The organism is Serratia sp. AKBS12 (assembly GCF_024793895.1).
In the GTDB taxonomy this organism is placed as follows: domain Bacteria; phylum Pseudomonadota; class Gammaproteobacteria; order Enterobacterales; family Enterobacteriaceae; genus Serratia_F.
The window spans coordinates 87,853-112,355 of record NZ_JANUSB010000006.1 but is presented as its reverse complement, the minus strand read 5'-3'; the positions used below and the strand labels follow the sequence as shown (position 1 = coordinate 112,355).

Sequence of the window (24,503 nt, the reverse complement as noted above, 5' to 3'; positions counted from 1 at the left end):
ATGACGAAGAAAGAGGATAGACCCGTTCATGCTGGCCAGCGTTGGCTGAGTTATACCCTGTGCAGCCTGTTGGCCTGGCAGCCGTTGCTGCCCGCCTTGGCGAACGGTGTTAACGTTGCCGAAGGGAATACCCGACTCGATCAGGCTGGTAATGGTGTGCCGGTGGTCAACATCGCCACGCCTAATCAGGCGGGCATTTCCCACAATAAATACAATGAATTCAACGTGGACAAACAGGGGCTAATCCTCAACAACGCCACCGGGCAGCTCAATCAGACCCAGCTTGGCGGCCTGATCCAGAACAACCCCAATCTGAAGGCCGGGCAGGAAGCCCAAGGCATCATTAACGAGGTTGTCGCCCCGAACCGCTCCCAGCTGCAAGGCTATATGGAGGTGGCGGGCAAACAGGCCAACGTGATGGTTGCCAACCCTTACGGCATCACCTGCAACGGCTGCGGCTTCATCAACACCCCGAATGCGACGCTGACCACCGGTAAACCGGTGTTAGGGCCGGACGGCAAACTGCAGGCGCTGGAAGTCACGCAAGGGGCCATCAGCATTCAGGGCAAAGGACTGGATGCCAGCCAGAGCGGGAAATTTGCCCTGATCGCCCGTGCTACCGAGATCAACGCCCAGCTGTATGCCCAGGATGCCACCCTCACGCTGGGGGCCAACCGGGTGGATGCGCAGGGTAATGCGACCCCGATCGCGGGCCAGGGAGAGGAGCCTAAAGTGGCGGTCGATACCGGTGCGCTGGGCGGCATGTATGCCAACCGTATTCATCTGGTTTCCAGCGACAAAGGCGTAGGCGTCAACCTCGGTAACCTCAATGCCCGTGCCGGGGATATCACCCTGGATGCCAACGGCAAATTGACGCTCAATAATTCGCTGGCGCAAGGCGGTGCATTAACGGCGACAGGGCAAAGTATCAGCATGTTGGGTGACCACAAGGCCACCAGCTCCATCACGTTAAACAGCCAGGGAGACCTCTCCCAGCAGGGGGGGACACTGGTCAGTGACCAGAATATCGCTCTCACCAGCGGTGGTACGTTGCAGATGAGCAGCGGCAAGCTGATCTCTGGCAACGATGTCACCCTGCGGGCTCGTGACGCGCTGGTGGACAGTTCGAGCCAGATTGATGCTGCCCGCCATGTCGACATGACGTTGTTCAAAAGCGGTATGACGCAGGGGCAAGTGACCGCCGGGCAAAACCTCACCCTCAGCGGCACTAGCTTGGTCAACAGCGGCACGCTGGCGGCCAATGGGGCGATACAAAGCACCCTTTCCAACCTGGCAAATAGTGGAACCGTTCAGAGCCAGGGCAACCTGTCGTTGAGCGGCCAGTCACTCGCCAACAGCGGCAAGATACTGAGTGGAGGAGCGCTGGCCCTTACCAGCCAGACGTTGGATCAAGACGGCACCTTGAGCGCCAAAGGCAAAGCCGATCTTACCGTTAGCGATACGTTGCGAAATGGCCGCTACGGCGAGTTGCTGAGTGACGACAGCCTGACGCTGTGGGCTGGAACGCTGCAACAGAATGGCCTGATCTCCGGCGCGACGGGATTAACCCTCAACAGCGATACGCTGACCACGGTGGCAGATTCCCTCACCACCAGCCAAGGCAAGATCACGGTTAACGCGGGTAACGCCACGTTAGGCGGGGAATGGAATGCGGATGGCGATCTGGCCTGGCATGGCACGACGTTGAACACGCAGCCGGGTGCCCAGATACAAAGCGGGGGCAAACTCACCCTCCAGGCCCAACAAGCCACGCTGGCGGGAACCCAAACGGCGAAAGGGGCATTAACGGTAGAGGCTGGCTCACTGCTGCACAGTGGTAAAAGCCATGCCGCAACCCTGGCCCTGAAGGCGGACACCCTGACCAACCAGGGCACGCTGGTCGCTCCTGTCTTGAAAATCAACAGCCAGACGCTGACCAACAGCGGCTTGCTACAAGGCAGTCAGACCCTGGATCTGATCGCACGCCTGATGGATAACCAGAAGGGCGGCACCGTGTATACGGCCAATGCCCTGTCACTGGCTATCCCGACTCTGAAAAACGCCGGGTTGATCACCACCGATCGGGATTTGGTGCTCAGTGGCGATCAACTGCTCAACAGCGGTGAAATCAATGCGGTGAACCTGACGGCCAAAACCCAGCGAGTCGATAACCAGCAGAGCGGTTTGTTATTGGCGAAAGATAAGCTGTCACTGAACGGTATGGCGTTGTCCAATGCCGGGCAACTGGCAGCCGATCAACTTACCCTGAACACCAACAACATCGCCAATAGCGGCACGTTGCAGGGCGACAGCGCTCTTGCTATCAAGGCTGCTGAAGCCACCAACCGTGGGCGTGTACTCACCGGCGGTTCGCTAAACCTGACTGCAGACACCTTGACCAACGCCGGGACGATGCAGGCGATCCTGATGGTCTTGTCACTGGCCAAACAGTTCAGCAACCAGCAAAACGGCACCGTCAACGCGAGTGGCTCCCTGGCGCTGACCACCCCTCAGTTCAGTAATGATGGCCTGCTGGCCGCAACGACGCTGACCTTGGATACCACGGCTCTGTTCAATACGGGGACTCTGCAAGGCAGCCGTCAGCTCAATCTCGGCACCGCCACGTTAGACAACCAGCTCGGTGGTGCTTTACTCAGTGGCGGTGCACTGACATTACGGGCAGATTCGCTGACCAATAGCGGATTGCTTCAAGGCCAGACACTGGATCTGTCCACCCAAGAATGGCTTAACAACGGCAATGCGCTGAGTGAACAAACGACGAGCCTGACAGTCGCCAATACGTTGACCAACCAAGGGAAGATCCTCGGCCAGCAAGGGATGACTGTCTCTGCGGGCTCAGTGGACAACGCGGGATGGCTGGCGGCCACCGTGCTCTCCGTCGTGGGCGACGTTATCAACAAGGGGCTGGTGCAGGGTAGTCAGTCCCTGCAACTTTCCGGCACTTATCTCAATAACGCAGCCACAGGCCAGATGTTATCGAGCGGGGCGTTACGCCTTGAAGGCCAACGGTTGGTCAACCAGGGTGCTCTGCAGGGGCAACAACTGGCGGTGAAAGCCCAGACCTGGCAGAACAGTGGCAGTGCCCAGGCGCAAGATCGCCTGACGGCAGACCTGACCGGGGACATGCTCAACAGTGGCCTGTTACTGAGCCAGGATCGGTTTGATCTCAAGGCGGCTCATATTCTGAACCAGGGCACCTTGGCGGCAGACAAGGTGGTATTGACCGCGCCACAGCTGACCAACAGCGGCCTGCTACAGGGCAACAGCCATCTGCAACTGGCTATCCCCACTATCAGTAACCTTGCCAGCGGAAAGCTGGTCAGCGGCGGTGCGCTGGAGCTGGCGCTCGATCGACTGGAGAACGCTGGCCTATTGCAGGTGAACGATGATTTGTCTCTCACCGGCCAGCAATTCACCAACCAGGGCAGCATCCTGGCGAACAACCTGAACTTGAATGTGCAGGGTGCCTTGGTAAACCAGCAAGGCGGCCAACTGGTGGCCCGTGAAAATGCCACCTTCCGCAGCCAATCGGTGAACAATGCCGGAGTCTTGGCGGGCAATTCGCTGGCGGTGGACAGTGGCGCCGTGACTCACAGCGGCATCATGCAGGGCAATGCCGGGCTGACTCTGAACAGCACCGCGCTGAACGTGCTGGCCGGTGCACAACTGCTGAGCGGGGGTGAGCTGGCAGTCAACGGTGGCGCAGTCACCAACGCCGGGTTCTGGCAGGGGAATAACCTGACTTTTGGCGTCGATAGCCTGGATAACCGCGGATCGATAAACGCGGTTGCGGGCCTGACTGGCACGGTGCTCAATACGCTGCAAAACAGCGGGCAGATGGGCAGCCTGGAGACGCTGAACCTGAGCGGCGACTATTTAACCAACAGCGGCAAGCTGGTGGCCAACCGGTTGACGCTGGATGCCGCCACGCTGAGTAACACGGGATTATGGCAAGGTAGCGAGTGGCTGAATGCCCGCGGTGATGCGCTGACGCTGGGTGAGTCAAGCCGCACGTTGGCCGGGGGCGCATTGTCGCTGAATGCCGGGCAACTGACCTCAGAAGGGTTGGTTCAAGGTGGACAAACCCACGTCACGGCCACTAGCTGGTTGAACCGTGGCAACCTGCTGGGGAGCGATTCTCTGGCAGTCAACGTCACCGATGAATTGGTGAATGAAGGGTCACTGCTTAGCCAGGGTAACAGCGAAATACAGGCGCAGACGCTGACCAATGACGGTGCCGTCCTGAGCGACGGAAATCTGTCTTTGGCGGGCGCTACGTTGAACAACCAAGGTGCCGTACAGGGTAACATCCTCAACCTGACGCAGAACTTGGTGAATAACGCAGGTACGCTGATCGGCCTGCAGTCGCTGACGTTAGGCATTCAGGCATTCTCCGTCCCGTTGTTGACGCTGGTGAACCGTAGCCAGGGCTCACTTCTGACGCAGGGAACGCTTTCTGTCAATGGCAGTACGGTGACCAGTGACGGTCGCTGGCAGGGGCAACAGATCCTGCTGAATGCTCAGACGTTGAATAACAGTGGCGCAATCCAGAGTGCGGATGCGCTGCAAATGGTTCTGTCTGGGGCATTGAATGCGACGGCTGGCAGCAAAATTACCGCCAATGGTGCAGCTGTATTACAGGCACAGTCGTTGACCAACGCTGGACAGTGGCTGGCAAAAAATCTCACCCTGCGCGCTGACTCCCTGAATAATCAGGGTGAAATAAGCGGCGTTGACGGCCTGACGGTCGCGCTGAGCGGAGATTTCACCCAACAGCAAGATAAAACCCTGCTGACGGCGGGTGACCTGAAACTGGATGCGGCCTCGGTCACCAACCTTGGGCGGATCCAGGGGAACGGCGTGTGGGTTAACAGCGGTACGCTAACCAACAGCGGGCGTGTGCAAGGTGAAACAGGCTTAACGCTGAACCTTAGCGGTGGGTTGACCAATAACGCTACGGGCACCCTTCTCAGCCAGAACGCACTCACCATTACCTCGCCGTACTGGGTCAACAGCGGCCTGATGCAAAGCGGTGCTGACACCCGGTTTGAGGGGACGATATCAGGGCGTAATGACGGTAGCCTGCTTGCTGGCTCCGATCTGTCACTCTATGGCTCGCAATTTACCAACACTGGTTGGTTGCAGGCAGGCTCCCTGTTACTGAATGCGGATGCGTTGGACAACAGCGGTACCTTGTTGGCAGAACTGCAGGGAACGTTGACCGCAGATAGCCTGAACAATCAGGGCACGGTCCAGGGAAGCAACCTGGCGTTGAATACTCAGCAACTGACTAACGGCGGCACGCTGCTTGGCACTTCCGGGCTTGGCATCAATGCCGGTCAGGTGGCGCTGCAAGAGACAGGAAAAATGTTCAGCGGGGGCGATTTACTGCTGAGCAGTGGCGATTTTGACCAACGTGGCCAGGTCGTGGCGTTGGGCAACCTGACACTACAACTGGTGAACGCCTTTACCAACCAGAACGTGATTGCCGCAGGCCAGAGCCTGAATATCAACAGCCAGGGGACGTTGACCAACCAGGGAACTCTGCAGGGGCAGAGCGTCGACCTCACGACGTACGGCATCTTGACCAACAACGGGCAAATTACCGGCGGAAGTGGGGCCAGCACCCTCAGTGGCAGCGCTATAGCCATGAACGCGGCCGGAACCCTGCAATCAGGGGGCGACGTAACCCTGAACAGCCAGAGCGATATCACCGTGGACGGGTTTACCGGCACGTTGGGCTCGATGACGCTGAATGCGGCTGGCGGCCTGATTAACACCGCCTTGCTGTATGCCGGTAACAACCTGTACCTGCTGGCCAACAGCATCAAAAACCTGCGCGGTGACATCCTGGCGGGCAATAGCCTGTGGATGCAGCGTGATATGGCAGGCAATGCCAACGCTGAAGTGGTGAACAGCTCTGGCACCATTGAGACACAAAATGGTGATATCACCATTAACACCGCCCATTTGCTGAATCAGCGCGATGGGCTGAGTGTGGTCAGCTCTGAAAGCAGCGCACCGCAGTACTCCTGGGTGACAGATTTTGAGGCCAAAATACCGTTAACCTTCTTCAACAAAGGCGACTACGGCTATGTCATCAAGTCCTGGGAATCGGGCGGCGGCAGCCCTGGCCACGGAGCGTCTCCGACAACGCATTACAGTTCAACGCCAACGCCTTATCTTAACCAACGGATTAAGGAGTTTGCCTCTGGCGTTTCGACGATCACCGTCACGGCAAACGGTGGCGCAGCCCGTATCGCGGCCGGGCGCGATCTCAGCCTTTATGCTGGCCAACTGGACAATCAGGCCAGCAATATTTTAGCCAATAACAATGCCTATCTTTCAGGGAGTAACCTGAATAACCAATCCTGGTTCTCGGGCACTGAAACCCGCTATCAAACGTATCAGTATGGTTATGGCCTGAGTAAAGTTCCGGTGCCAGAAACCAGCGTTTCTAAAGGGGAGATTACATCCAACTACATCGTCTACACGGCGACGGGCAAAGTACGCTATGAACGTGGAGAAGGTGAAATCTACCGTTCCGTTATTCAGGCTGGCGGTAACGTCGTGGCCAACTTTGCCAACGATCTGAGTAATACCACCACCTCACCCAACGCAGATGGTGTAAGTCACACTATCAATGTCCCAACGCTCAATACTTTGAGTCAACAGACAATTGGTAATGCCGTAGAGAAACAGGCGTTGTCAGTCGGTGATAAGGCGGCGGTCAATTTGCCTGAATGGCAAGACAGTCTGCAAAATGCCCTGCAACAGATTAACGGGGGCAGCGGCCTGGATAACGTCACGCCTGAGCTCACCGGGTTAGGAAAATACAGCGACGGTGACCAGGGTAACGCCAATCTGGGTGATGGAGCCAAGTTACAAAACACTACCACCGATGGCAAGGACCTGATCGGCACGGATGGTAAGGCCTTAAACCAGTATCAAGGCAAAACGGTCGATACCAGCGCGTATCCTCTGCCTACGGGCGAGAACGGCTATTTTGTGGCGTCCACCGATCCGGACAGCCCGTATCTGATCACCACCAACCCGAAACTGAACGGCCTGGGGCAACTCGATCCGAACCTGTTTGGCGATCTCTACGCATTGCTGGGGATCAACCCAGGTCAGAGCCCGCGTGAAACCAACGAACAGTTCACGGTAGAAGACAAATTTATCGGCTCTTCCTATTTCCTGGACCGCCTTAACCTCCACCCGGATTACGACTACCGTTTCCTGGGGGATGCGGCCTTTGATACCCGTTACGTCAGCAATGCCATGCTGAATCAGACGGGCAGCCGTTATCTGAACGGCGTGGGTTCAGATCTGGAGCAGATGCAAACCCTGATGGATAACGCCGCCAGGGCGCAACAGTCGCTGGGGCTGAAGTTCGGGGTCGCGTTAACGGCGGAGCAGATCGCCTCGTTGGATCACAGCATCTTATGGTGGGAAGCGACCAGCATCAATGGCCAGACGGTGATGGTGCCGAAGCTCTACCTGTCACCAAAAGATGTGACGATCAATAACGGTAGCGTGATTGCCGGTAAAAATGTCTCGCTCACCGCCGGTAATATCACCAACAGTGGCAGCACGTTGACCGCACAGAACGCGCTGACGCTCGATAGCCAGAACAGCATCAGCAACCTCAATGCTGGCCTACTCAATGCGGGCGGCAACCTGCAACTGAGCGCGATTGGCGATATCAATAATATCGGCTCAATCATCAGCGGCAAAATGGTACAGTTGGAAAGCCTTGATGGCAGCATCATCAACCAGACGCTGACGAATCAGTGGAATACCCAGGGTTCTCTGGGCGGCTGGATGCCACAAAGCCTGTCGCTGTCACGCACGGAAATCGGCGATATCGGCACCATCCAGGCCTTGGACAGCTTGAGCCTGAGCGCTGGCAACAACATCGACATTCTGGGAGCCAAATTGACTTCCGGCGGTGCAATGGATCTGCTGGCGGGGGGCGATATCAACGTCCTGGCCAACACCACCTACAGTGCCGATAAATATCAGGGCTGGCGGAACGTAAGAGAGAGCGAAACTCACAGCAGCCAGGGCAGCGAAATTAGCGCTGGTGGGCCGCTGACAGCCGATGCGGGCCGTGATGTCAACGTGAAGGCCAGCCAGGTTGGCAGCCAGACTGATACTACCCTGATGGCTGGGCGCGATATCAACCTGCAAACACAGGAAGCGAGCACCCGGCAGAAAGATAACGGCACCGAACAGCGCACTAACGATGCCACGCGCACCACCCTCACCAGCGGAGGCGATTTAACGCTGGCTGCAGGCCGGGATATGAACTTGCAGGCCGCAGCAATGGTGGCGGACAACAACGTCAACCTGAACGCCGGGCGTGACGTGAACCTCAACACCCAGCAAACCAGTGAATACCGCGAAAGCAAGGAAGGTAAACGCCAGCAGGTGGATGAGTCTATTCGTCAGCAAGGAACGGAGATCGCCAGCGGGGGCAATACCACCATTCGCGCCGATCGAGATACCACCTTGAATGCGGCACAGGTGCAGGCCAGCGGTGATGTGGCGGTAAGCGCCGGGCGCGATCTGACGCTCAACAGTGCCACCGAAAGCGACTACTCCTTCTTCGAAGAAACCAAAACCAAGAAAGGGTTCCTGTCAAAGACCACCACCCACACGGTGCGGGAAGATTACGCCACGCAGGAAAAAGGCACGCTGCTGAGCGGCGACAACGTGTCGCTGTCTGCGGGTAACGATCTGACGGTGAAGGGGTCTTCGGTTGTGGGTGACGGCAAGGTTAACCTGCAAGCGGGTAACAACGTCGAGATCGTGGCGGCGACGGAAGAACAGTCCAGCTATCGGTTGGATGAGAAGAAAAAGAGCGGGCTGATGGGCACCGGCGGTATCGGGGTGACGATTGGTAGCTCCAGCTCTCGCCATCTGGTGAATGAAGACGGTACCACGCAGAGCCAGAGTGTCAGCACTATCGGCTCGACCGGCGGCGATGTGAATATCGTTGCGGGCGGCAAGGCACATATTGGCGGTGCGGATCTGATTGCCGGTAAAAATCTCAGCGTTACTGGCGACAGCGTCGTTATCGAACCGGGGCATGACCTGCGTACGGTAGAAGAGCGGTTTGAGCAGAAGCAGAGTGGCCTGACGGTGGCGTTGTCCGGTGCGGCAGGTGCAGCGGCCAACTCAGCAATAGCGGCAGCGCAAAGTGCCAAAAGTGAAAGCGATGGCCGTTTGGCCGCCTTGCAAGGCACCAAAGCCGCGTTGTCTGGGGTGCAGGCAGGGCAGGCCGCGGTGTTGGAAGATACCAAGGGCGATGCGGGTAATGCGATTGGTATCAGCCTTTCCCTGGGGGCCCAAAAGTCGTCATCCACGCAAAAACAGGTCTCTGATAATGTCACCGGTTCGACGTTGACGGCGGGTAATAATTTGTCGGTGACCGCAACCGGTAAAGGCAGTGGTGCCAACGGTGGCGATGTGGTGATTGCGGGTAGCCAGTTGAAAGCGGGTGGCGATACCACCATCGATGCCTCTCGCGACATTTTGCTTGCCGGGGCTGCTAATTCCCAGCAGCAGACGGGGAGTAACAAGAGCAGCGGTGGTGAAATCGGTATCGGCCTGAGCCTGGGTAAAGACACGGGTATCAAGGTGTTCGCCAACGTCAACGCTGGCAAAGGCAGTGAGAAAGGTACCGGTACGCAGTGGACAGAGACAACCATCGACAGCGGTAAGACGCTTGCCATGAACAGCGGGCGCGATACCACCCTGGCCGGTGCACAGGTCAGCGGTGACAAGGTGGATGTTGACGTCGGACGTAATCTGACGCTCAGAAGCCAGCAGGACAGCGATCTCTACGACATGAAGCAGCAGAACGCCAGTGCGGGTGGCAGCTTCACCTGGGGCTCGATGAGCGGTTCTGGCTACCTGAACCTGAGTCAGGACAAGATGCACAGCAACTACGACTCGGTGCAGGAGCAGACCGGGATTTATGCGGGCAAGGGCGGCTTTGACGTTAAGGTCGGCGAGCATACCCAACTGGATGGCGCGGTAATCAGTTCAACGGGCGCGGCGGACAAAAACAGCCTGGATACCGGGACGCTGGGCTTCAGTGACCTGTACAATAAGGCGGACTACAACGTCGAACATGTCGGGGTTGGGATAAGCGGCGGTGGCGACTTTGGTGGTAAGGAGTTCCAGGGCAACCTGGCGGGCGGGATGCTATCGGGCCTGAACGGCAGCGGCCATGCTAGCGGCACCACGCAGGCGGCGGTGAGCGAAGGTAACATCACTGTTCGTGACAAGGACAACCAGCAACAAAATGTCGCCGACCTGAACCGGGATACGGAGAATGCCAACGGCAGTATTGCGCCGATCTTTGACAAGGAGAAAGAGCAGAAGCGGTTGAAACAGGCGCAGTTGATCGGAGAGATAGGTGGGCAGGCAACGGATGTCATCCGCACGCAGGGTGAGATAAACGGGCTGAATGCGGCAAAGGCAGAACTAGCTAAAGATGGCAAACTGCCGCCGGAGCCGGGAAAAAATGCCAAGCAGGAAGAGATTGCTCAGTACGTCAGCATCCTGAAAGACACCACTGCGTATAAAGAGGCCATGAAGCAGTATGGTACGGGCAGTGACGTGCAGAAAGCGGCGCAGGCGGTAACGGCTGCGTTGCAGGGGCTGGCAGGAGGAAATATCTCCCAGGCCCTTGCTGGTGGTTTGAGCCCGTACGCGGCAGAGCAAATCAAGAAGTATACCGGCACGAATGAAACGGCTAACGCGCTTGCCCATGCGGTATGGGGGGCGATGGCAGCACAAGTGAGCGGCAACTCGGCCGCCGCGGGTGCTGCGGGGGCAGCGGGAGGTGAATTGGCTGCGCGTTATCTGGCAGAGAAGTTATATGGTGCAGACACGCCGGAAAAAATTGCTAAACTGAGTGAGGAGCAGAAGCAGAGTCTCAGTGCGCTATCGACGTTGGCAGCGGGTTTGGCAGGCGGCGTGACGGGCGATAGCACCGCGAATGCTCTGGCGGGTGCTCAGGCCGGTAAGAATGCGGTTGAGAATAACTATCTGAGCAGCACAGAAGCCAGAGCGCTTGATAAAGAAATGCAGGACTGCAAAGCCTCTGGCGGTGACTGTAATAAGGTGGTCGAAAAATATATCGACATTAGTAATAAAAACAGTAAGGAACTGATTGAAGCTTGTACCGGTGGTGGCGTTGCCTGTGTGAGCTGGCAGGAACTGATACAGGGGGCGACCAATGTGGCGAATGATGCGAACCCGCATCAAATCAGACTGGATGAAAAGCTGAAAGATCCAAGTGCCGCAGCACTGGTGAATTATCTCAACGGAACGGATCTTAAATTCCTGGCGGATAATATTACAACCGGTGATCGAATCATGGATGTGGTAATGACCCCAACCTCCTGGCCAGTAGCAATAATGGGCGGGAAGGCAATTATTACTAATGCAGTGAATAACACCAAAGAACAGCTTATTGCTGTGGGCGTAGGTGCTGGCTTAGGGGCTGGTATCCAATATGGTACGACAGGTGAAGTAAAACTGTCGGATGTAATTGGCTCAGTAATCGTTGGTGGGATTACCGCCGGTAAAGGTTACAACCCAACGATGGCATGGAACGCGGCTGGCGGCTATTATCAGGCTGAAATCAGCGGTGATGATCCGTTTATGGCGACGTTGCTGAGTAAAGTCGGGGCTTCAGCGGGTTATGCAGCAGGTAACGTTATCAAAGTGCCATTTGATAAAAAACTAAATCCAATATCAAAGCAGTATGAATGGGTTCCAACAGGTGTCTGGACAATAACTAAACCAGCACCACAACATCCATTACCATCAATAGCAGGTAATATCGGTGATTCTGCTGTATCTGGTATGGTTCAGGATAAGTTGAAAGACGGTGGAGGCAAGTGATGAAAAATAGCACTAAATCATTACTTAACCTTTTATATTTATGCTGTGCGATGAGCGTAGTGTTGTTTATTTTGACAATGTTTGGACGTTTATTAGGTGCTTGGTTAGCTTGGAATATGAATGATAACTTTCCGTTCTCATTAGATGATTTTTTTGCCTGCCTCAAACTCACTTGGATGGGGCCACCTGCTGGCTTTATTTTTTGGTATTTTTATTATCGCTGAATCCTTGGTAAATCCCGGCCAATTGGCCGGGATCTTTGCTTTTACGCGTTGAAAACTTCGACTTCCCGCCGCTGCAACCGAATAACACCGGATGCGGCGGCGACTTCCAGTTGTTCGGCATCGGTAATGCCGGACTCGGTGAGCCAATCCCCGCCGATGATCAGCTCGCCGTTCTGCCGCACCCAATCCGCCCCCAAATCTTGCCGATCTTGGCTGGCCGCGCAGACGGCTTCCCATGTGGATTCGTCGGTGACGGCGGTGATCCACAGGCCATCGGGCCTGAGTGTGAGCTGAAAGGGTGCGCCGGATGTAAAACCCAGCTCGGCGAGGGTGTCGCCGTTAATCGTCAGTTCCGGTATCGGTTCGAGGGTATCGGGCCTGAACGGCAGCGGCCATGCTAGCGGCACCACGCAGGCGGCGGTGAGTGAAGGTAACATCACTGTTCGTGACAAGGACAACCAGCAACAAAATGTCGCCGACCTGAGCCGGGTTCGCCGGAGCGCACGGTGTGGCGGGGGTGCTGCCGCCCAAGGCGTCGAAGGAAGGTACAGGCGATGCTGGGTCATCGTAGTGTGGAGAGCACGCAGCTGAGCATCCGTGCGTTGCAGGCGGTACACGCCAGTACGCATCCGGCGGAGCAGAAATACGAACGAAACCCAGGCGAAGTGGAGTAAAGGTAATGATAAGGTATATACTTAGCCAGTACTTAAGCGGACTGGGAGAAAGAACCATGCCTAAAGAAGCGGTGTTCACGATGAAGCTGGAAAGCTCGCTGCGGGAAGACTTTATCGCCGCAGCGAAAGCCAGCGACAGACCGGCCTCTCAGGTGTTACGTGAACTGATGCGGGAATATATCAGACGTCAGAGCGAGAGCCGGGCTTACGATGCTTACCTGGCGCAGAAAGTGGAGAGAGGGCGTCAGTCTATCCGGGCAGGTGCAGGAACGGATAACGAAGAGGTTGAAAAGCTGTTCGCAGAACGACGGGCCAGAGTGGCAGGTAAAATATGAAGGTTCGCTGGGTGCCGGAGGCACTGGATGACCGTACAGCGATATGGGATTACCTGGCAGAAAGAAACCCACTGGCAGCGGCAGAGATGGATGAGCGGTTCAGCGAATCGGCTGCCCTGCTGGCAGAGCAGCCGTTGATGGGAGTACAGGGAAAAATAGCTGGCACGCGGGAGCTTATACCACATGAACATTACCGGCTTGTGTATGAACTGGATGAAGAAGCCGATACCGTCTGGATAGTGACGTTGATCCACACAGCCCGATGCTGGCCGCCGTTACCGCCGGACAGCGACCCTGTACACGATTCTGTGTAAATGCCTTTCTCAGAAGTGACCGTCCAGACGGTCACCGAACTCGATAATAAAGCGACTCATTGCCATGCGCCAGTCCCTCAGCGGCATTGTCAATTTTTGCGAGGCGGCCTGGATTACCAGCCACACGACCTTTTTTACTGACCCGTCCGCCGGGAACCCCTTCGTCACGGCACCTGCTGCTCCAGCGTTTGCCCATCCTTGCTGGTAGCCTGCAACTGGCCCCGCAAAGATGCTTTAAACGGCCCATCACTATTGAGTAATCCCTTCAGCTGCAACTGCAGATTTCCATCGCCCTCGAGCGGTATCGGCTGCCATCCCCATTGTTGCAAGGTATTCAACGGTACCGAACGGCCATTCAGCGCCAGCGTGAACGGCTTGCCTGGCAGTTGCGACACGCTGGCTTTGGCGTCCAGCAAGCCGTTTGGCATAAACGCACTGAGTTCGGTAACGGCAATTTGCTGCGGATCTGCCGTCAGCGCCAGAGAAGGGCGCCTGACGTCGATCTTGTTGAAGGTGGCCTCGCTGGCGTTCAGGGTCAGCGAGCCTGAACCGATGCCCCAGTGATGATCGTTCGCCAGTAGCAAATTGCTGCCGTAACCGTCCAGCGATGTCAGCTGGAATGGGAATTCGGGGTTGATATCAATGATCAGATTGCGGTTGGTGGTCAACTTGGTGACGTATACCTGAGCCAGCCAGTCCGGCAGCGGTTGCAGCCACAGTTCGCGCCAGTTTTGCGGTAGGGTATATTCCAACGCCACCACGGCGACATCGTCCAGCTGCAGGCGATGATTGGCGCGCAGCCAACTGCCCGAGGCGCGCAGTAGCCCGCCCTCCCAGCGCGAAGTGAACTGTTCGATGGCAATGCCCGCCGGCGATAGTCGCATATTGATGATCGGATCGATCAGGTGGACTCGGCCGCTGATCATATCGCCGGCGTTGAAGTTCAGCGAGCCGTCCTGGCTGCTCCAGTCCCCCTGGTGGAAGCTGACGTTTTGCAGCGACAGATCGAGATCGTTAAATGCCCACTCTTTGCCTTCCAGCCGCGCATCAATCAGATCAAAACGTTTTACGCTGACCGGCGGCAGGGCGGTGAAGCGTTGCCAAAACTGACCCAGCGTCTGTGGCGTTTGCAGCCGTACATTGCTCAAGCGCAGACGTTCCACCAGCCAACTGCCATCGGCGGCACGGCTGGCCTTGCCGGTCAGATCACCCTGCGCCAGGTCGGCGCCAAAATCGTTCAGCAACAGCCGGTTTTGCTTGATTTCCCCCTGCACCAGCACCTGGGAGGCGGGGATGCCGTTTAGCGACAGCGAACCGGCGCTGAACTGGAACTGGTTGTTTTCACCCAGTATATGGCCGGCTTTTGGCTGCCATGGCGTAATGCCGGCATTGACCTTCTGCGCGTTGAGCTGCCAATCGGCACCGTTGGACTGCAGCGCCATATTGCTCAATTGCAGTACGTCCGCCTGTAATGGCAGCGCTGCCTGCGGCTGCAGGTTCAACGTACCGTCGCGCAGCGTGACGCTGTGGAAATAGCGCGGGTTGGTAATTTGGCGCAGACTCAGGCCGAGATCGATCCGTTTGGCGGCCAGCGACTGCGGCTGGTTGGGGCGTGTCAGCGTCACGTCTTCCAGGCTGATTTGAGCCGGTTGTCGCCAGGCGTGGCTGATTTTGCCTATGCTGAGGCGATAGTCGCTGTTATCGCTTACCCAGTTGCCGAGCCGCTCGGCGGCCCAACGCGTTTGCCCGATGACATACAGCAGCACTAGCGCGAGCACTACCAACAGCAGCAACGTCAGCAACAGTTTCCCGATAAATTTCATCGCCTATACCTGCGTCGGTAAAAAAGGATACCCTGTTTATGCCGTAATTGGCCCGCCATCTCAAGGGCAATGGTCTGATAGACAATAAAAAAAACGGCCGCAGGCGGCCGTTTTATCACGTTGAAGAGTGATTATTCTTTCTCTTGCGGGAACAGCAGATTAAGCACGATGGCGGTAATGCCGCCGGCGGCGATGCCGGAAGACAACAGGGTCTTCAGCCAGTCTGGCGCAAACTGCAAAATCAGCGGCTGCTGTGAAACCCCCATGCCTACCGCCAGCGACAGAGCCATGATCATGATGGCGCGGCGATTGAGTTTCTCACGTGACACGATGCGTACGCCCGACGCGGCGATAGTGCCGAACATGACGATGGTCGCACCACCCAGCACCGGTTCGGGAATGTGCTGTACGAAACCGGCTACCGCCGGGAACAGGCCAAGTACAATCAGCATCAGCGCGACCACGAAGCCGACGTAGCGGCTGGCGACGCCGGTCAGCTGGATCACGCCGTTGTTCTGGCCGAAGCAGGAGTTCGGGAAGGTATTGAACACTGCCGAAAGCATCGAGTTCAGGCCATTAGCCAACACCCCGCCTTTCAAACGCTTCATGTACAACGGGCCACTGACAGGCTGCTCAGAGACGTCGGAGGTAGCGGTGATATCACCGATGGTTTCCAACGAGGTGACCATAAAAATCAGCATCAGCGGCAACAGCAGGTTCCAGTCGAAACCCAAGCCGTAATACAGCGGCGTCGGAATGGTGATCGGAGCGCTAGGGGTCACCGGCTGGGTTTCCGGCAACATGCCGAGCGCCCAGGCCAGCAAGTAGCCGACCGCCATGGCGATCACCAGCGACGCGACGCGCAGATACGGGTTGCGTTGGCGGTTAAGCAGGATGATTACCGCCAGCACCGCGCCGGCCAATAGCAGGTTTTTTGGCGTACCGAAGGTGTGATCGTTCATCGCGGCATAGCCGCCGCCGATCGACGTCAGGCCCACCTGGATCAGCGACAGGCCGATAATCATCACCACGATACCGGACACCAGCGGCGTAATGATACGCCGTGCCAGGTGCAATACGCGTGACAGTAGAATTTCGGTACAGGAGGCGACCATCAGGGTGCCGAACAGCGCAGCCATCATGGTTGGCACATCGGCACCGCCGTTTTTCAGCGCCAGACCGCCCATGATCAGCGGCGAGACAAAATTGAAACTGGTGCCCTGAATCGACAGCAGGCCGGAACCGACCGGACCCCAGGTTTTGATTTGCAGAATGGAGGCCAATCCGGAGGCAAACAGCGACATACTGATAATGTGTTGAGTATCCTGAGCTGGCAGGCCCAGCGCCTGACAGATCAGCAACGCCGGGGTAATGACGGCAACAAACATCGCCAGCAGATGCTGACCAGCGGCGAACAGCGTTTGCGGCAGCGGTGGGCGATCTTCCAGTCGGTAAATCAGTTCACTGTTGCGGGGAGTCGTTGATACGGACTTTACGGCATCAAGCTCGGCGGATGGCATGGTCATGGTAAGGCATTTTCCAGAAACGGCAAAGAGCGCATTTTAATCGCCCAGCCAGCAAAAGCAAACGGTTGCGCATAAATATTATGTTAGGCTGTTTTTATGTTATGTCGCATTTTTATTCATTTTTATTCATTTTTTCTTGTTTTTTCAGCGGAATTTTCTTCTAATCCTGCACTCATCAAGTTTAAAAACGATATGGTTTTCTATAACTTATTATTTTAATTGGATCTTTTCCCCTCACATGGAGTAGCTAGATGTTTCATCTCGATACTTATGGCACGCTAGTCGCGGCAACCCTGGTTTTGCTCCTTGGGGGCAAATGCGTTAGAACCATCCCCCTGCTCAGAAAATACACTATCCCGGCTCCGGTTGCCGGTGGCTTACTGGTTGCTTTGCTGCTGCTGATCATGAAAAAGACCGTTAACTGGGAAATCAGCTTCGATATGTCGCTGAAAGATCCGTTGATGCTGGCGTTCTTTGCCTCCATCGGTCTGAATGCCAACCTGGCACGGCTGCGCGCCGGCGGTAAGGCGCTGGTGGTATTTCTGTTTGTGGTGCTGGGCTTGCTGGTGGTGCAGAACGCCATCGGCATTGGCATGGCGAAAATGCTGGGGCTGGACCCGTTGATGGGCCTGATCGCCGGTTCGATCACCCTGTCGGGCGGTCACGGTACCGGTGCGGCCTGGAGCAAGCTGTTTATCGAGCGTTATGGCTTTGAAAATGCAACGGAAGTGGCGATGGCCTGTGCGACCTTCGGTCTGGTATTGGGTGGCCTGATTGGCGGACCGGTGGCGCGTTACCTGGTAAAACATTCCTCTACGCCGGAAGGTTCACCGGATGATAGCCAGCAACCGAGCGGTTTTGAAAAGCCGGAAAGCGGCCGTCTGATCACCTCGTTGGTAATGATTGAGACCATTGCCATGATTGCCATCTGTTTGAGTCTGGGGCAGTTGATTTCCGGTCTGTTGCTCGGTTCGGTGCTTGAACTGCCGACCTTCGTCTGCGTGCTGTTTGTTGGCGTGATCCTCAGCAATACCCTAGCGTTTACCGGCTTCTATACGGTGTTTGAACGTGCGGTGTCGGTGTTGGGCAACGTCAGCCTGTCGCTGTTCCTGGCAATGGCGCTGATGAGCCTGCGGCTGTGGGAACTGGCCTCGCTGGCGTTGCCGATGCTGGCTATCCTGGCGGTTCAGACGCTGGTGATGGCGCTGTACGCCATTTTCGTTACCTACCGCGTCATGGGGAAAAACTACGACGCGGCGGTACTGGCTGCCGGACATTGTGGTTTTGGCATGGGGGCTACGCCAACGGCGATTGCCAATATGCAGGCGATTACCGATCGCTTCGGTCCGTCGCATCTGGCCTTCCTGGTAGTGCCGATGGTTGGCGCATTCTTCATTGATATCGCCAATGCCATAGTCATCAAGCTGTATCTGCTGCTGCCTGTTTTCCCGGCGGTTGGTTAAGCCGAGTAGCTAGAGAAGGGCATATAAGCATCATGCCGGTCACCCCAGGGTGGCCGGCATTTTTTATGCGTTGGAGTAACGGGCTTTTTCTGGCAGCCAACGTTCGATCAGGGCGTGAGCATGCTCTGGATAGTTTTGGTGAATATGGCGTGCTACGCGCTGTACTTCCGGGATCATTGCCTGATCGCGCAGTAAGTCAGCCACTTTGAATTCGGCGCTGCCGGTCTGTCGAGTGCCAAGCAATTCGCCGGGGCCGCGAATTTCCAGATCGCGCTGGGCGATCACGAAGCCGTCATTGCTGTCGCGTAACACCTGTAAGCGCTTTTGCGCCGTTTTGCTCAACGGCGTTTTGTATAACAGCACGCAGTGCGAGGCTACTGCGCCCCGGCCAACGCGGCCGCGCAGCTGGTGCAACTGCGCCAGCCCCAGACGTTCCGGGTTGTCGATGATCATCAGACTGGCGTTTGGCACGTCAACGCCGACTTCAATCACCGTGGTGGCTACCAGCAGTTGCAGCTCACCCAGTTTGAACGACTGCATCACCGCCTGTTTTTCCTGGGCCTTCATGCGCCCGTGTACCAGCGCGACCTTCAGCTCCGGCAGCGCGGTTTTCAATTCTTCCCAGGTGGCTTCTGCCGCCTGCGCTTCCAGCAGTTCGGATTCTTCAATCAGCGTACAGACCCAATAAGCCTGGCGGCCTTCTTGCAGGCAGGCGTTTCTGACCCGTTCGATAATATCGGCGCGACGGGTATCGGGGATGGCAACGGTGGTTACCGGCGTACGGCCGGGAGGCAGTTCATCGATCACCGAGGTATCGAGATCGGCATAGGCGGTCATTGCCAGCGTGCGTGGAATGGGCGTGGCGGTCATGATCAACTGATGGGCATGGTAGCCTTGCTCTTCGCCCTTTTCCCATAGAGCGAGGCGCTGATGCACGCCAAAACGATGCTGTTCGTCAATGATAACCAGGGCCAGCCCGTTGAACTGAACCTGCTCCTGGAACATGGCGTGGGTACCGACCACCATCGAAACCTGGCCACTGGCGATGGCTTGTTGCTGCGCAATACGCGCTTTGCCTTTTTGCTTGCCAGCCAGCCAGCCGACCTCGATGCCCAGCGGTTCAAACCACTGGCGGAAGTTATTGGCATGCTGTTCGGCCAGCAGCTCGGTGGGCGCCATCAGCGCCACCTGTTTGCCGTGAGCAATCGCACGTAACGCTGCCAGTGCCGCAACCAGCGTTTTTCCAGAGCCGACGTCACCCTGTACCAGACGCATCATCGGGAAATTCTTTTGCAGGTCGGCTTCGATATCAGCAACCACGCGCCGTTGTGCTCCGGTAGGTGCAAAGGGCAACTGGGCGAGAAATCGGTTTTTCAATCGATCGTCCGGCATCAACGGCTGCGCGTGATAACTTTGCGCTCCGGCGCGGACTGCCAGCATGCTGAGATTGTGCGCCAGCAGCTCCTCCATGATCAGCCGCTTCTGCGCCGGATGTCGGCCCTGTTCCAGATCGGCCAACTGGATATCCGGCGGTGGGCGATGCAAGGTATGCAACGCCTGCGGCAGACTCATCAAGCCTCCGCTCAATTCGGCTGGCAGCAGTTCGGCAATTGCGCAGGTATCCAGCAGGGTTAGCGCCTGATCGGTCAGCTTGCGCAGCGTGGCCTGACGGATGCCCTCGGTGGTTGGGTAGACCGGCGTCAGGGATTCTTGCAGCTCCACTTCGCTGTGTTCCCCCTGAATGCGGTATTCAGGATGGATGATTTCCGCGCCGTGATTGCCGCGTTTGACTTCACCGTAGGCGGTAACGCGCCGGCCGGTGGCCAGGCTGTTTTTCATCGCCGCATTGAAGTTGAAGAAGCGCATGGTGAGGATGCCTGTGCCATCGCTGATCTGACAGGTCAACATGCGACGGCGGCCAAAACTGATGTCGGTGCGCAGCACCTCGCCCTCTACGGTGGCGAACATACCTGACAGCAGCTCGCCAATCGGGTATAGCCGAGTGCGGTCTTCATAGCGCAACGGCAGATGTAGCAGCAGATCCTGGATGGTTTCCAGACCAATTTTGGCCAGTTTTCCCGCCTGGCTGGCTCCAACCCCGGAAAGCGTGGTTAGTGGGACGGCGTCCAGCAGGCGGCCTTTCATTTTTGCACCGTTGCCTGCATGGCTGCCCACCATTCGGCGCTGGCGACCACTTGGCCCTGTTGATCGATCTGCGGCCGTGGCAGCCCTTTGCGCTTGGCAACGTTGGCCAACACCGGGTATCCCCCTTCGAACAGCAGACGCTGCTGCTCTTCCTGTTCCAGCGTACTGGCTTCGCGACGATACATGCCGGCATTTTGCCGTTGCCGCTGTGCTTCATACAGGATCAGCGCAGAGGCCACCGATACGTTGAGCGACTGCACCATGCCGATCATCGGAATAATGATGTCACGATCGGCCAATTGCAGCGCTTCTTCGGTAATACCGGATTTCTCCTGGCCCAGCAGGATGCAGGTTGGGCGGGTATAGTCGATGTCACGGAAGTCTACCGCGCGGGCAGAAAGGTTGGTCGCCAGAACTTGCATACCCTGGTTTTTCAGATGATTGACCGCTTCGCCGATGGTGCGGTGCGTTTTGACATTGACCCAGCTGTTGCTGCCGGCAGCGGAAGAGACCAGCGTACGCATGCGAGTGGTTGGCCACACGGCATGCACCTGGTGCACGCCGACGGCGTCAGCGGTACGGATAATTGCGGAGACGTTATGCGGTTTGTGAACCTGTTCCAGACAGACCGTCAGATCTGGCTGGCGGGTTGCGAGCATTTCACAAATCCGCGCATAGCGTTCGGGGCTCATAGGCGCTAATTTCGGTTACGGTTAACTTTAATCACATCCGGCATGATACGGATTTTACGCATGATATTCGCCAAATGAATGCGATCGCGAGTGGTCAAGCGAATAAAGGCGCTATAAACCCGGCCATCTTTTTCTTCGGTATTCAGGCTTTGAATGTTCGATTCGGCCGCATTGATTGCCGCCGTCAGGTTGGCCAAGGCGCCCTGATGGTTGAACATGTCCACTTTAATTTCGGCAATGAATTCCTGTTCGGTCTCTTTGTCCCACTCTACCGCCATGAACTTTTCCGGTTCTTTCTGGTAGCCGCGGATATTGCGACAGGATTCATGGTGGATAACCAGCCCTTTGCCCGGACTGACGTGGGCAATGATCGGATCGCCCGGAATCGGTCGGCAGCATTTGGCGAAGGTGATAAGCACGCCGTCGGCACCTTTGATGGCCAGGTTGCGCACGCCGGAAGAGGCGCCAAGGCTGGAGCGATCGCCCTGCAGATTCTTCGCCACCACCACGCTCATGGCGTTGCCAAGGCCGATTTCCGCCAGCAGATCGTCCAGCGACGTCAGCTTCATGCGCTCGAGTTCGTGCTGGATGTTTTCCTGCGGAATTTCGGCCAGCTTGCGGCTGCCGCCCAGCGCATGGTTGAGTAGGCGACGCCCCAGGCTGACGGAATCATCGCGTTTGAGGTTCTTCAGCATTTGGCGGATCTTCGCGCGTGCTTTGGAGCTGACGACAAAGTTCAGCCATGCGGCGTTCGGCCGCGCGCCCGGTGCGGTGATGATTTCCACCGTTTGGCCGCTGCTCAGCGACTGCGACAGTGGATACGGCTGCCGATCGACACGCGCGCCAACGCAGGCGTGGCCGATATCGGTGTGCACCGCGTAGGCGAAATCGACCGGCGTTGCGCCCGCCGGCAGTTCGACAATGCGCCCTTCCGGGGTGAAAACGTAAATCTCATCCGGGAAAAGATCGGATTTGACGCTCTCGATAAATTCAAACGAGCTGCCGGCGCTTTGCTGCAACTCCAGCAGACTTTGCATCCAGCGCTGGGCGCGGATCTGTGCAGTGGTGCCGGTTTCGCCCTGTTCTTTGTAAGCCCAGTGCGCGGCAACCCCCATTTCCGCCATCTGATCCATGTCTTCGGTACGGATCTGCACTTCTACCGGTACGCCGTGCGGGCCGATCAATGAGGTGTGCAACGATTGATAACCGTTGGCCTTGGGAATGGCAATATAATCTTTTACCCGGCCCGGACGCGGTTTGTACAGGCTGTGCGCCTGGCCAAGCACCCGATAGCAGGTGTCGACTTCCTTCACGATCACCCGGAACGCATAGATATCCATAATGGAATGGAAGCGCTGTTCCTTGAGATGCATCTTGAGGTAAATGGAATACAGGTGTTTTTCTCGCCCGCTGACGCGGCAGGGGATACCTGCTTCGGTCAGCCGCCCTTCGATCTCGGAAAGAATCTTCTGGATCATCTCTTTGCGGTTGCCGCGAGCGGCTTTCACCACTTCCTTGATCACGCGGTAGCGATTGGGGTAAAGCGCTTCGAAACCCAGCTCTTCAAGCTCGGTTTTAAGGTGATGAATACCCAGGCGGTGGGCCAGTGGGCTGTAGATTTCCAGGGTTTCACGCGCGATGCGCCGGCGCTTGTCCGGCCGCAGCGAACCGAGGGTGCGCATGTTGTGCGTCCGGTCGGCCAGCTTGATCAATACCACGCGGATATCCTGCACCATCGCCATGATCATTTTGCGGAAGTTTTCCGCCTGTGCTTCTTTCTTGTCCTGGAACTTCAGTTTGTCGAGCTTGGATACGCCTTCAACCAGTTCGGCAACGCTTTTGCCAAACAGCTGTTCCATATCCTGATAGGTGGCCGGGGTGTCTTCGATGACGTCATGCAGCAGCGCGGCCATCAGCGTCTCATGATCGAGACGCATTTCCGCCAGAATGCAGGCCACGGCGACCGGGTGAGTAATGTAAGGCTCACCGCTGGAGCGTGTCTGTCCCTCGTGAGCATCACGTGCAACGAGGTATGCCTGTTTGAGGCGCTTAATCTGCTCCTCAGGCAGGTAACGTTGAATCAGCAGATTCAGGCTTTCAAACAGGTACAAAGGCAGACTCGCAGTCTAATTAACGACGACCTTCAGCAATTGCGGTAACCGCTTGAATTTCTGCGGCTTCCTGCTCTTGCTGCTCTTGGCGCTCACGCACATCCAGGATCTGGTTGTTGATCAGACCTTCTTCGATTTCGCGCAGGGCGATCACGGTGTACTTGTCGTTCTCTTCTGGAACCAGAGCGTCTTTACCACCGGTCTGGATTTGACGTGCCCGACGAGCAGCGACCAACACCAGGTCAAAACGGTTACCAATTTTCTCTACAGCGTCTTGAACAGTTACGCGTGCCATATTTGTGCTACTCCACAGGTGACGAAAAGACTGGGCATAATACTGAAACTGACTTCAGTCTGCCAATAGTTTGCTGATTAAAGCGTCATGCCGCAGCATTTGCCGGCCTAAACGCAGGCGCTCAGCGCGAATAATGGTTTTCAGATCGGACAGCGCCAGATCGAAATCATCATTCACAATCAGATAATCATACTCCGCATAATGCGTCATTTCTGCAACCGCCTGCGCCATGCGCCTGGCGATCACTTCTTCGGAATCTTGACCGCGGCCGCGCAGGCGGCGCCCCAGTTCTTCCTTCGACGGCGGCAGAATGAAGATGCTGCGCGCCTGCGGCATTTTGGCGCGAATTTGCTGCGCCCCCTGCCAGTCGATATCGAGGAAAACGTCGACGCCGGTCGACAGCACCTGCTCGATGGCGGCGCGTGAGGTACCGTAATAATTGCCGAACACTTCGGCATGCTCAAGAAACGCATCCTGCGCGATCATGTGACGGAATTCGTCGTGCGAGACAAAGAAATAATGCTCGCCATGCTGTTCACCCGGGCGGCTTGCGCGCGTGGTGTGCGAAACCGAAACCTGTGTGTCGTACAGCGGTTGCGTCTTTAACAAAGCCTGAATCAGACTTGATTTACCTGCGCCACTGGGAGCAGAGACAATATAAAGCGTGCCTTGAGCCATGATGATGTTCGTTGATAGCGGTTGATGTGCCAATAACAGCGGATGAGTATTTTCTCCGCACAGTATACACGGCTAACGCCCTTGTTGCAGCGTTTGCGCGCATTTTGCCCATTGCTTTGTGTGAAAAACGTCGGCAAAAAACAAATCTGCGCAACGTATCGCGATATTTCCGTGGTTTTATGCAAACAACAATTTCTTTTGGAAGACATTTTGCAGCGTCATTTATGGCCGCTGGCCTGGTTTGCGCATTGTGGTTTTAATGACCTCAATCAGGGAG

Annotated in this window: 13 protein-coding genes and 3 pseudogenes; 7 read left to right on the top strand and 9 right to left on the bottom strand. The window is 56.6% G+C overall.

Annotation, left to right across the window (positions count from 1 at the left end; genetic code table 11):
• Positions 1–11,946, top strand: a complete 11,946-nt coding sequence (locus NYE85_RS04505) for a hemagglutinin repeat-containing protein (protein ID WP_259003237.1) — start codon at positions 1–3, stop codon at positions 11,944–11,946.
• A complete protein-coding gene (locus NYE85_RS04500; RefSeq protein ID WP_259003235.1) occupies positions 11,946–12,170 on the top strand; it encodes a hypothetical protein in 225 nt (74 codons plus the stop codon). Before NYE85_RS04505 ends, NYE85_RS04500 begins: the two co-directional genes overlap by 1 nt.
• Before the next feature lie 41 nt (positions 12,171–12,211).
• Here NYE85_RS04500 and NYE85_RS04495 read toward each other — a convergent pair whose 3' ends face one another.
• Positions 12,212–12,490, bottom strand: coding sequence for a hypothetical protein (locus NYE85_RS04495; protein WP_259003274.1), 279 nt, complete (start codon positions 12,488–12,490; stop codon positions 12,212–12,214).
• A 61-nt stretch (positions 12,491–12,551) separates the two neighbouring features.
• Between NYE85_RS04495 and NYE85_RS22785 the strand changes: the two are divergent.
• The 4 genes and pseudogenes from NYE85_RS22785 to NYE85_RS04480 all read left to right on the top strand — a co-directional run.
• A pseudogene (locus tag NYE85_RS22785) lies at positions 12,552–12,659 on the top strand (hemagglutinin); the annotation flags it as partial.
• Positions 12,660–12,709: 50 nt separating this feature from the next.
• Positions 12,710–12,844 (top strand): annotated as a pseudogene (locus tag NYE85_RS04490) (recombinase XerD); the annotation flags it as partial.
• A gap of 56 nt (positions 12,845–12,900) precedes the next feature.
• On the top strand, positions 12,901–13,179 hold the full coding sequence (locus NYE85_RS04485; protein ID WP_259003234.1) for an antitoxin of toxin-antitoxin stability system: 279 nt from the start codon (positions 12,901–12,903) through the stop codon (positions 13,177–13,179).
• Positions 13,176–13,493 (top strand): type II toxin-antitoxin system RelE/ParE family toxin, encoded by a 318-nt coding sequence (locus NYE85_RS04480; protein WP_259003232.1) that lies wholly within the window; start codon positions 13,176–13,178, stop codon positions 13,491–13,493. Before NYE85_RS04485 ends, NYE85_RS04480 begins: the two co-directional genes overlap by 4 nt.
• Before the next feature lie 9 nt (positions 13,494–13,502).
• On the opposite strand, the pseudogene NYE85_RS04475 reads toward NYE85_RS04480, so the two are convergent.
• From NYE85_RS04475 to NYE85_RS04465, 3 genes and pseudogenes are all read right to left on the bottom strand, one after another.
• Positions 13,503–13,655, bottom strand: a pseudogene (locus NYE85_RS04475) (IS256 family transposase); the annotation flags it as partial.
• 2 nt (positions 13,656–13,657) lie between these two features.
• On the bottom strand, positions 13,658–15,316 hold the full coding sequence (locus NYE85_RS04470; RefSeq protein ID WP_259003231.1) for an AsmA family protein: 1,659 nt from the start codon (positions 15,314–15,316) through the stop codon (positions 13,658–13,660).
• A gap of 131 nt (positions 15,317–15,447) precedes the next feature.
• On the bottom strand, positions 15,448–16,842 hold the full coding sequence (locus NYE85_RS04465) for an NCS2 family protein (RefSeq protein WP_259003230.1): 1,395 nt from the start codon (positions 16,840–16,842) through the stop codon (positions 15,448–15,450).
• 251 nt (positions 16,843–17,093) lie between these two features.
• Between NYE85_RS04465 and gltS the strand changes: the two genes are divergently transcribed.
• The gene (gene gltS, locus NYE85_RS04460; RefSeq protein WP_259003229.1) at positions 17,094–18,305 is read left to right on the top strand and encodes a sodium/glutamate symporter; all 1,212 of its coding nucleotides are present in this window, start codon (positions 17,094–17,096) and stop codon (positions 18,303–18,305) included.
• A 63-nt stretch (positions 18,306–18,368) separates the two neighbouring features.
• Here the strand turns inward: gltS and recG are convergent, their stop codons facing one another.
• The 5 genes from recG to gmk are packed head-to-tail and all read right to left on the bottom strand — an operon-like array spanning position 18,369 to position 24,226.
• Positions 18,369–20,450, bottom strand: coding sequence for an ATP-dependent DNA helicase RecG (recG, locus tag NYE85_RS04455; RefSeq protein ID WP_259003228.1), 2,082 nt, complete (start codon positions 20,448–20,450; stop codon positions 18,369–18,371).
• A complete protein-coding gene (gene trmH, locus NYE85_RS04450; protein ID WP_259003227.1) occupies positions 20,447–21,142 on the bottom strand; it encodes a tRNA (guanosine(18)-2'-O)-methyltransferase TrmH in 696 nt (231 codons plus the stop codon). Before trmH ends, recG begins: the two co-directional genes overlap by 4 nt.
• 5 nt (positions 21,143–21,147) lie before the next feature.
• On the bottom strand, positions 21,148–23,253 hold the full coding sequence (spoT, locus tag NYE85_RS04445; protein ID WP_004956765.1) for a bifunctional GTP diphosphokinase/guanosine-3',5'-bis pyrophosphate 3'-pyrophosphohydrolase: 2,106 nt from the start codon (positions 23,251–23,253) through the stop codon (positions 21,148–21,150).
• A 19-nt stretch (positions 23,254–23,272) separates the two neighbouring features.
• Complete coding sequence (gene rpoZ / locus NYE85_RS04440) at positions 23,273–23,548, bottom strand: DNA-directed RNA polymerase subunit omega (protein ID WP_004956763.1); 276 nt, start codon at positions 23,546–23,548, stop codon at positions 23,273–23,275.
• Positions 23,549–23,602: 54 nt separating this feature from the next.
• Positions 23,603–24,226: a guanylate kinase gene (gmk, locus tag NYE85_RS04435; protein WP_259003225.1), complete on the bottom strand. Its 624-nt coding sequence runs from the start codon at positions 24,224–24,226 to the stop codon at positions 23,603–23,605.
• Positions 24,227–24,503 lie beyond the last annotated feature (277 nt).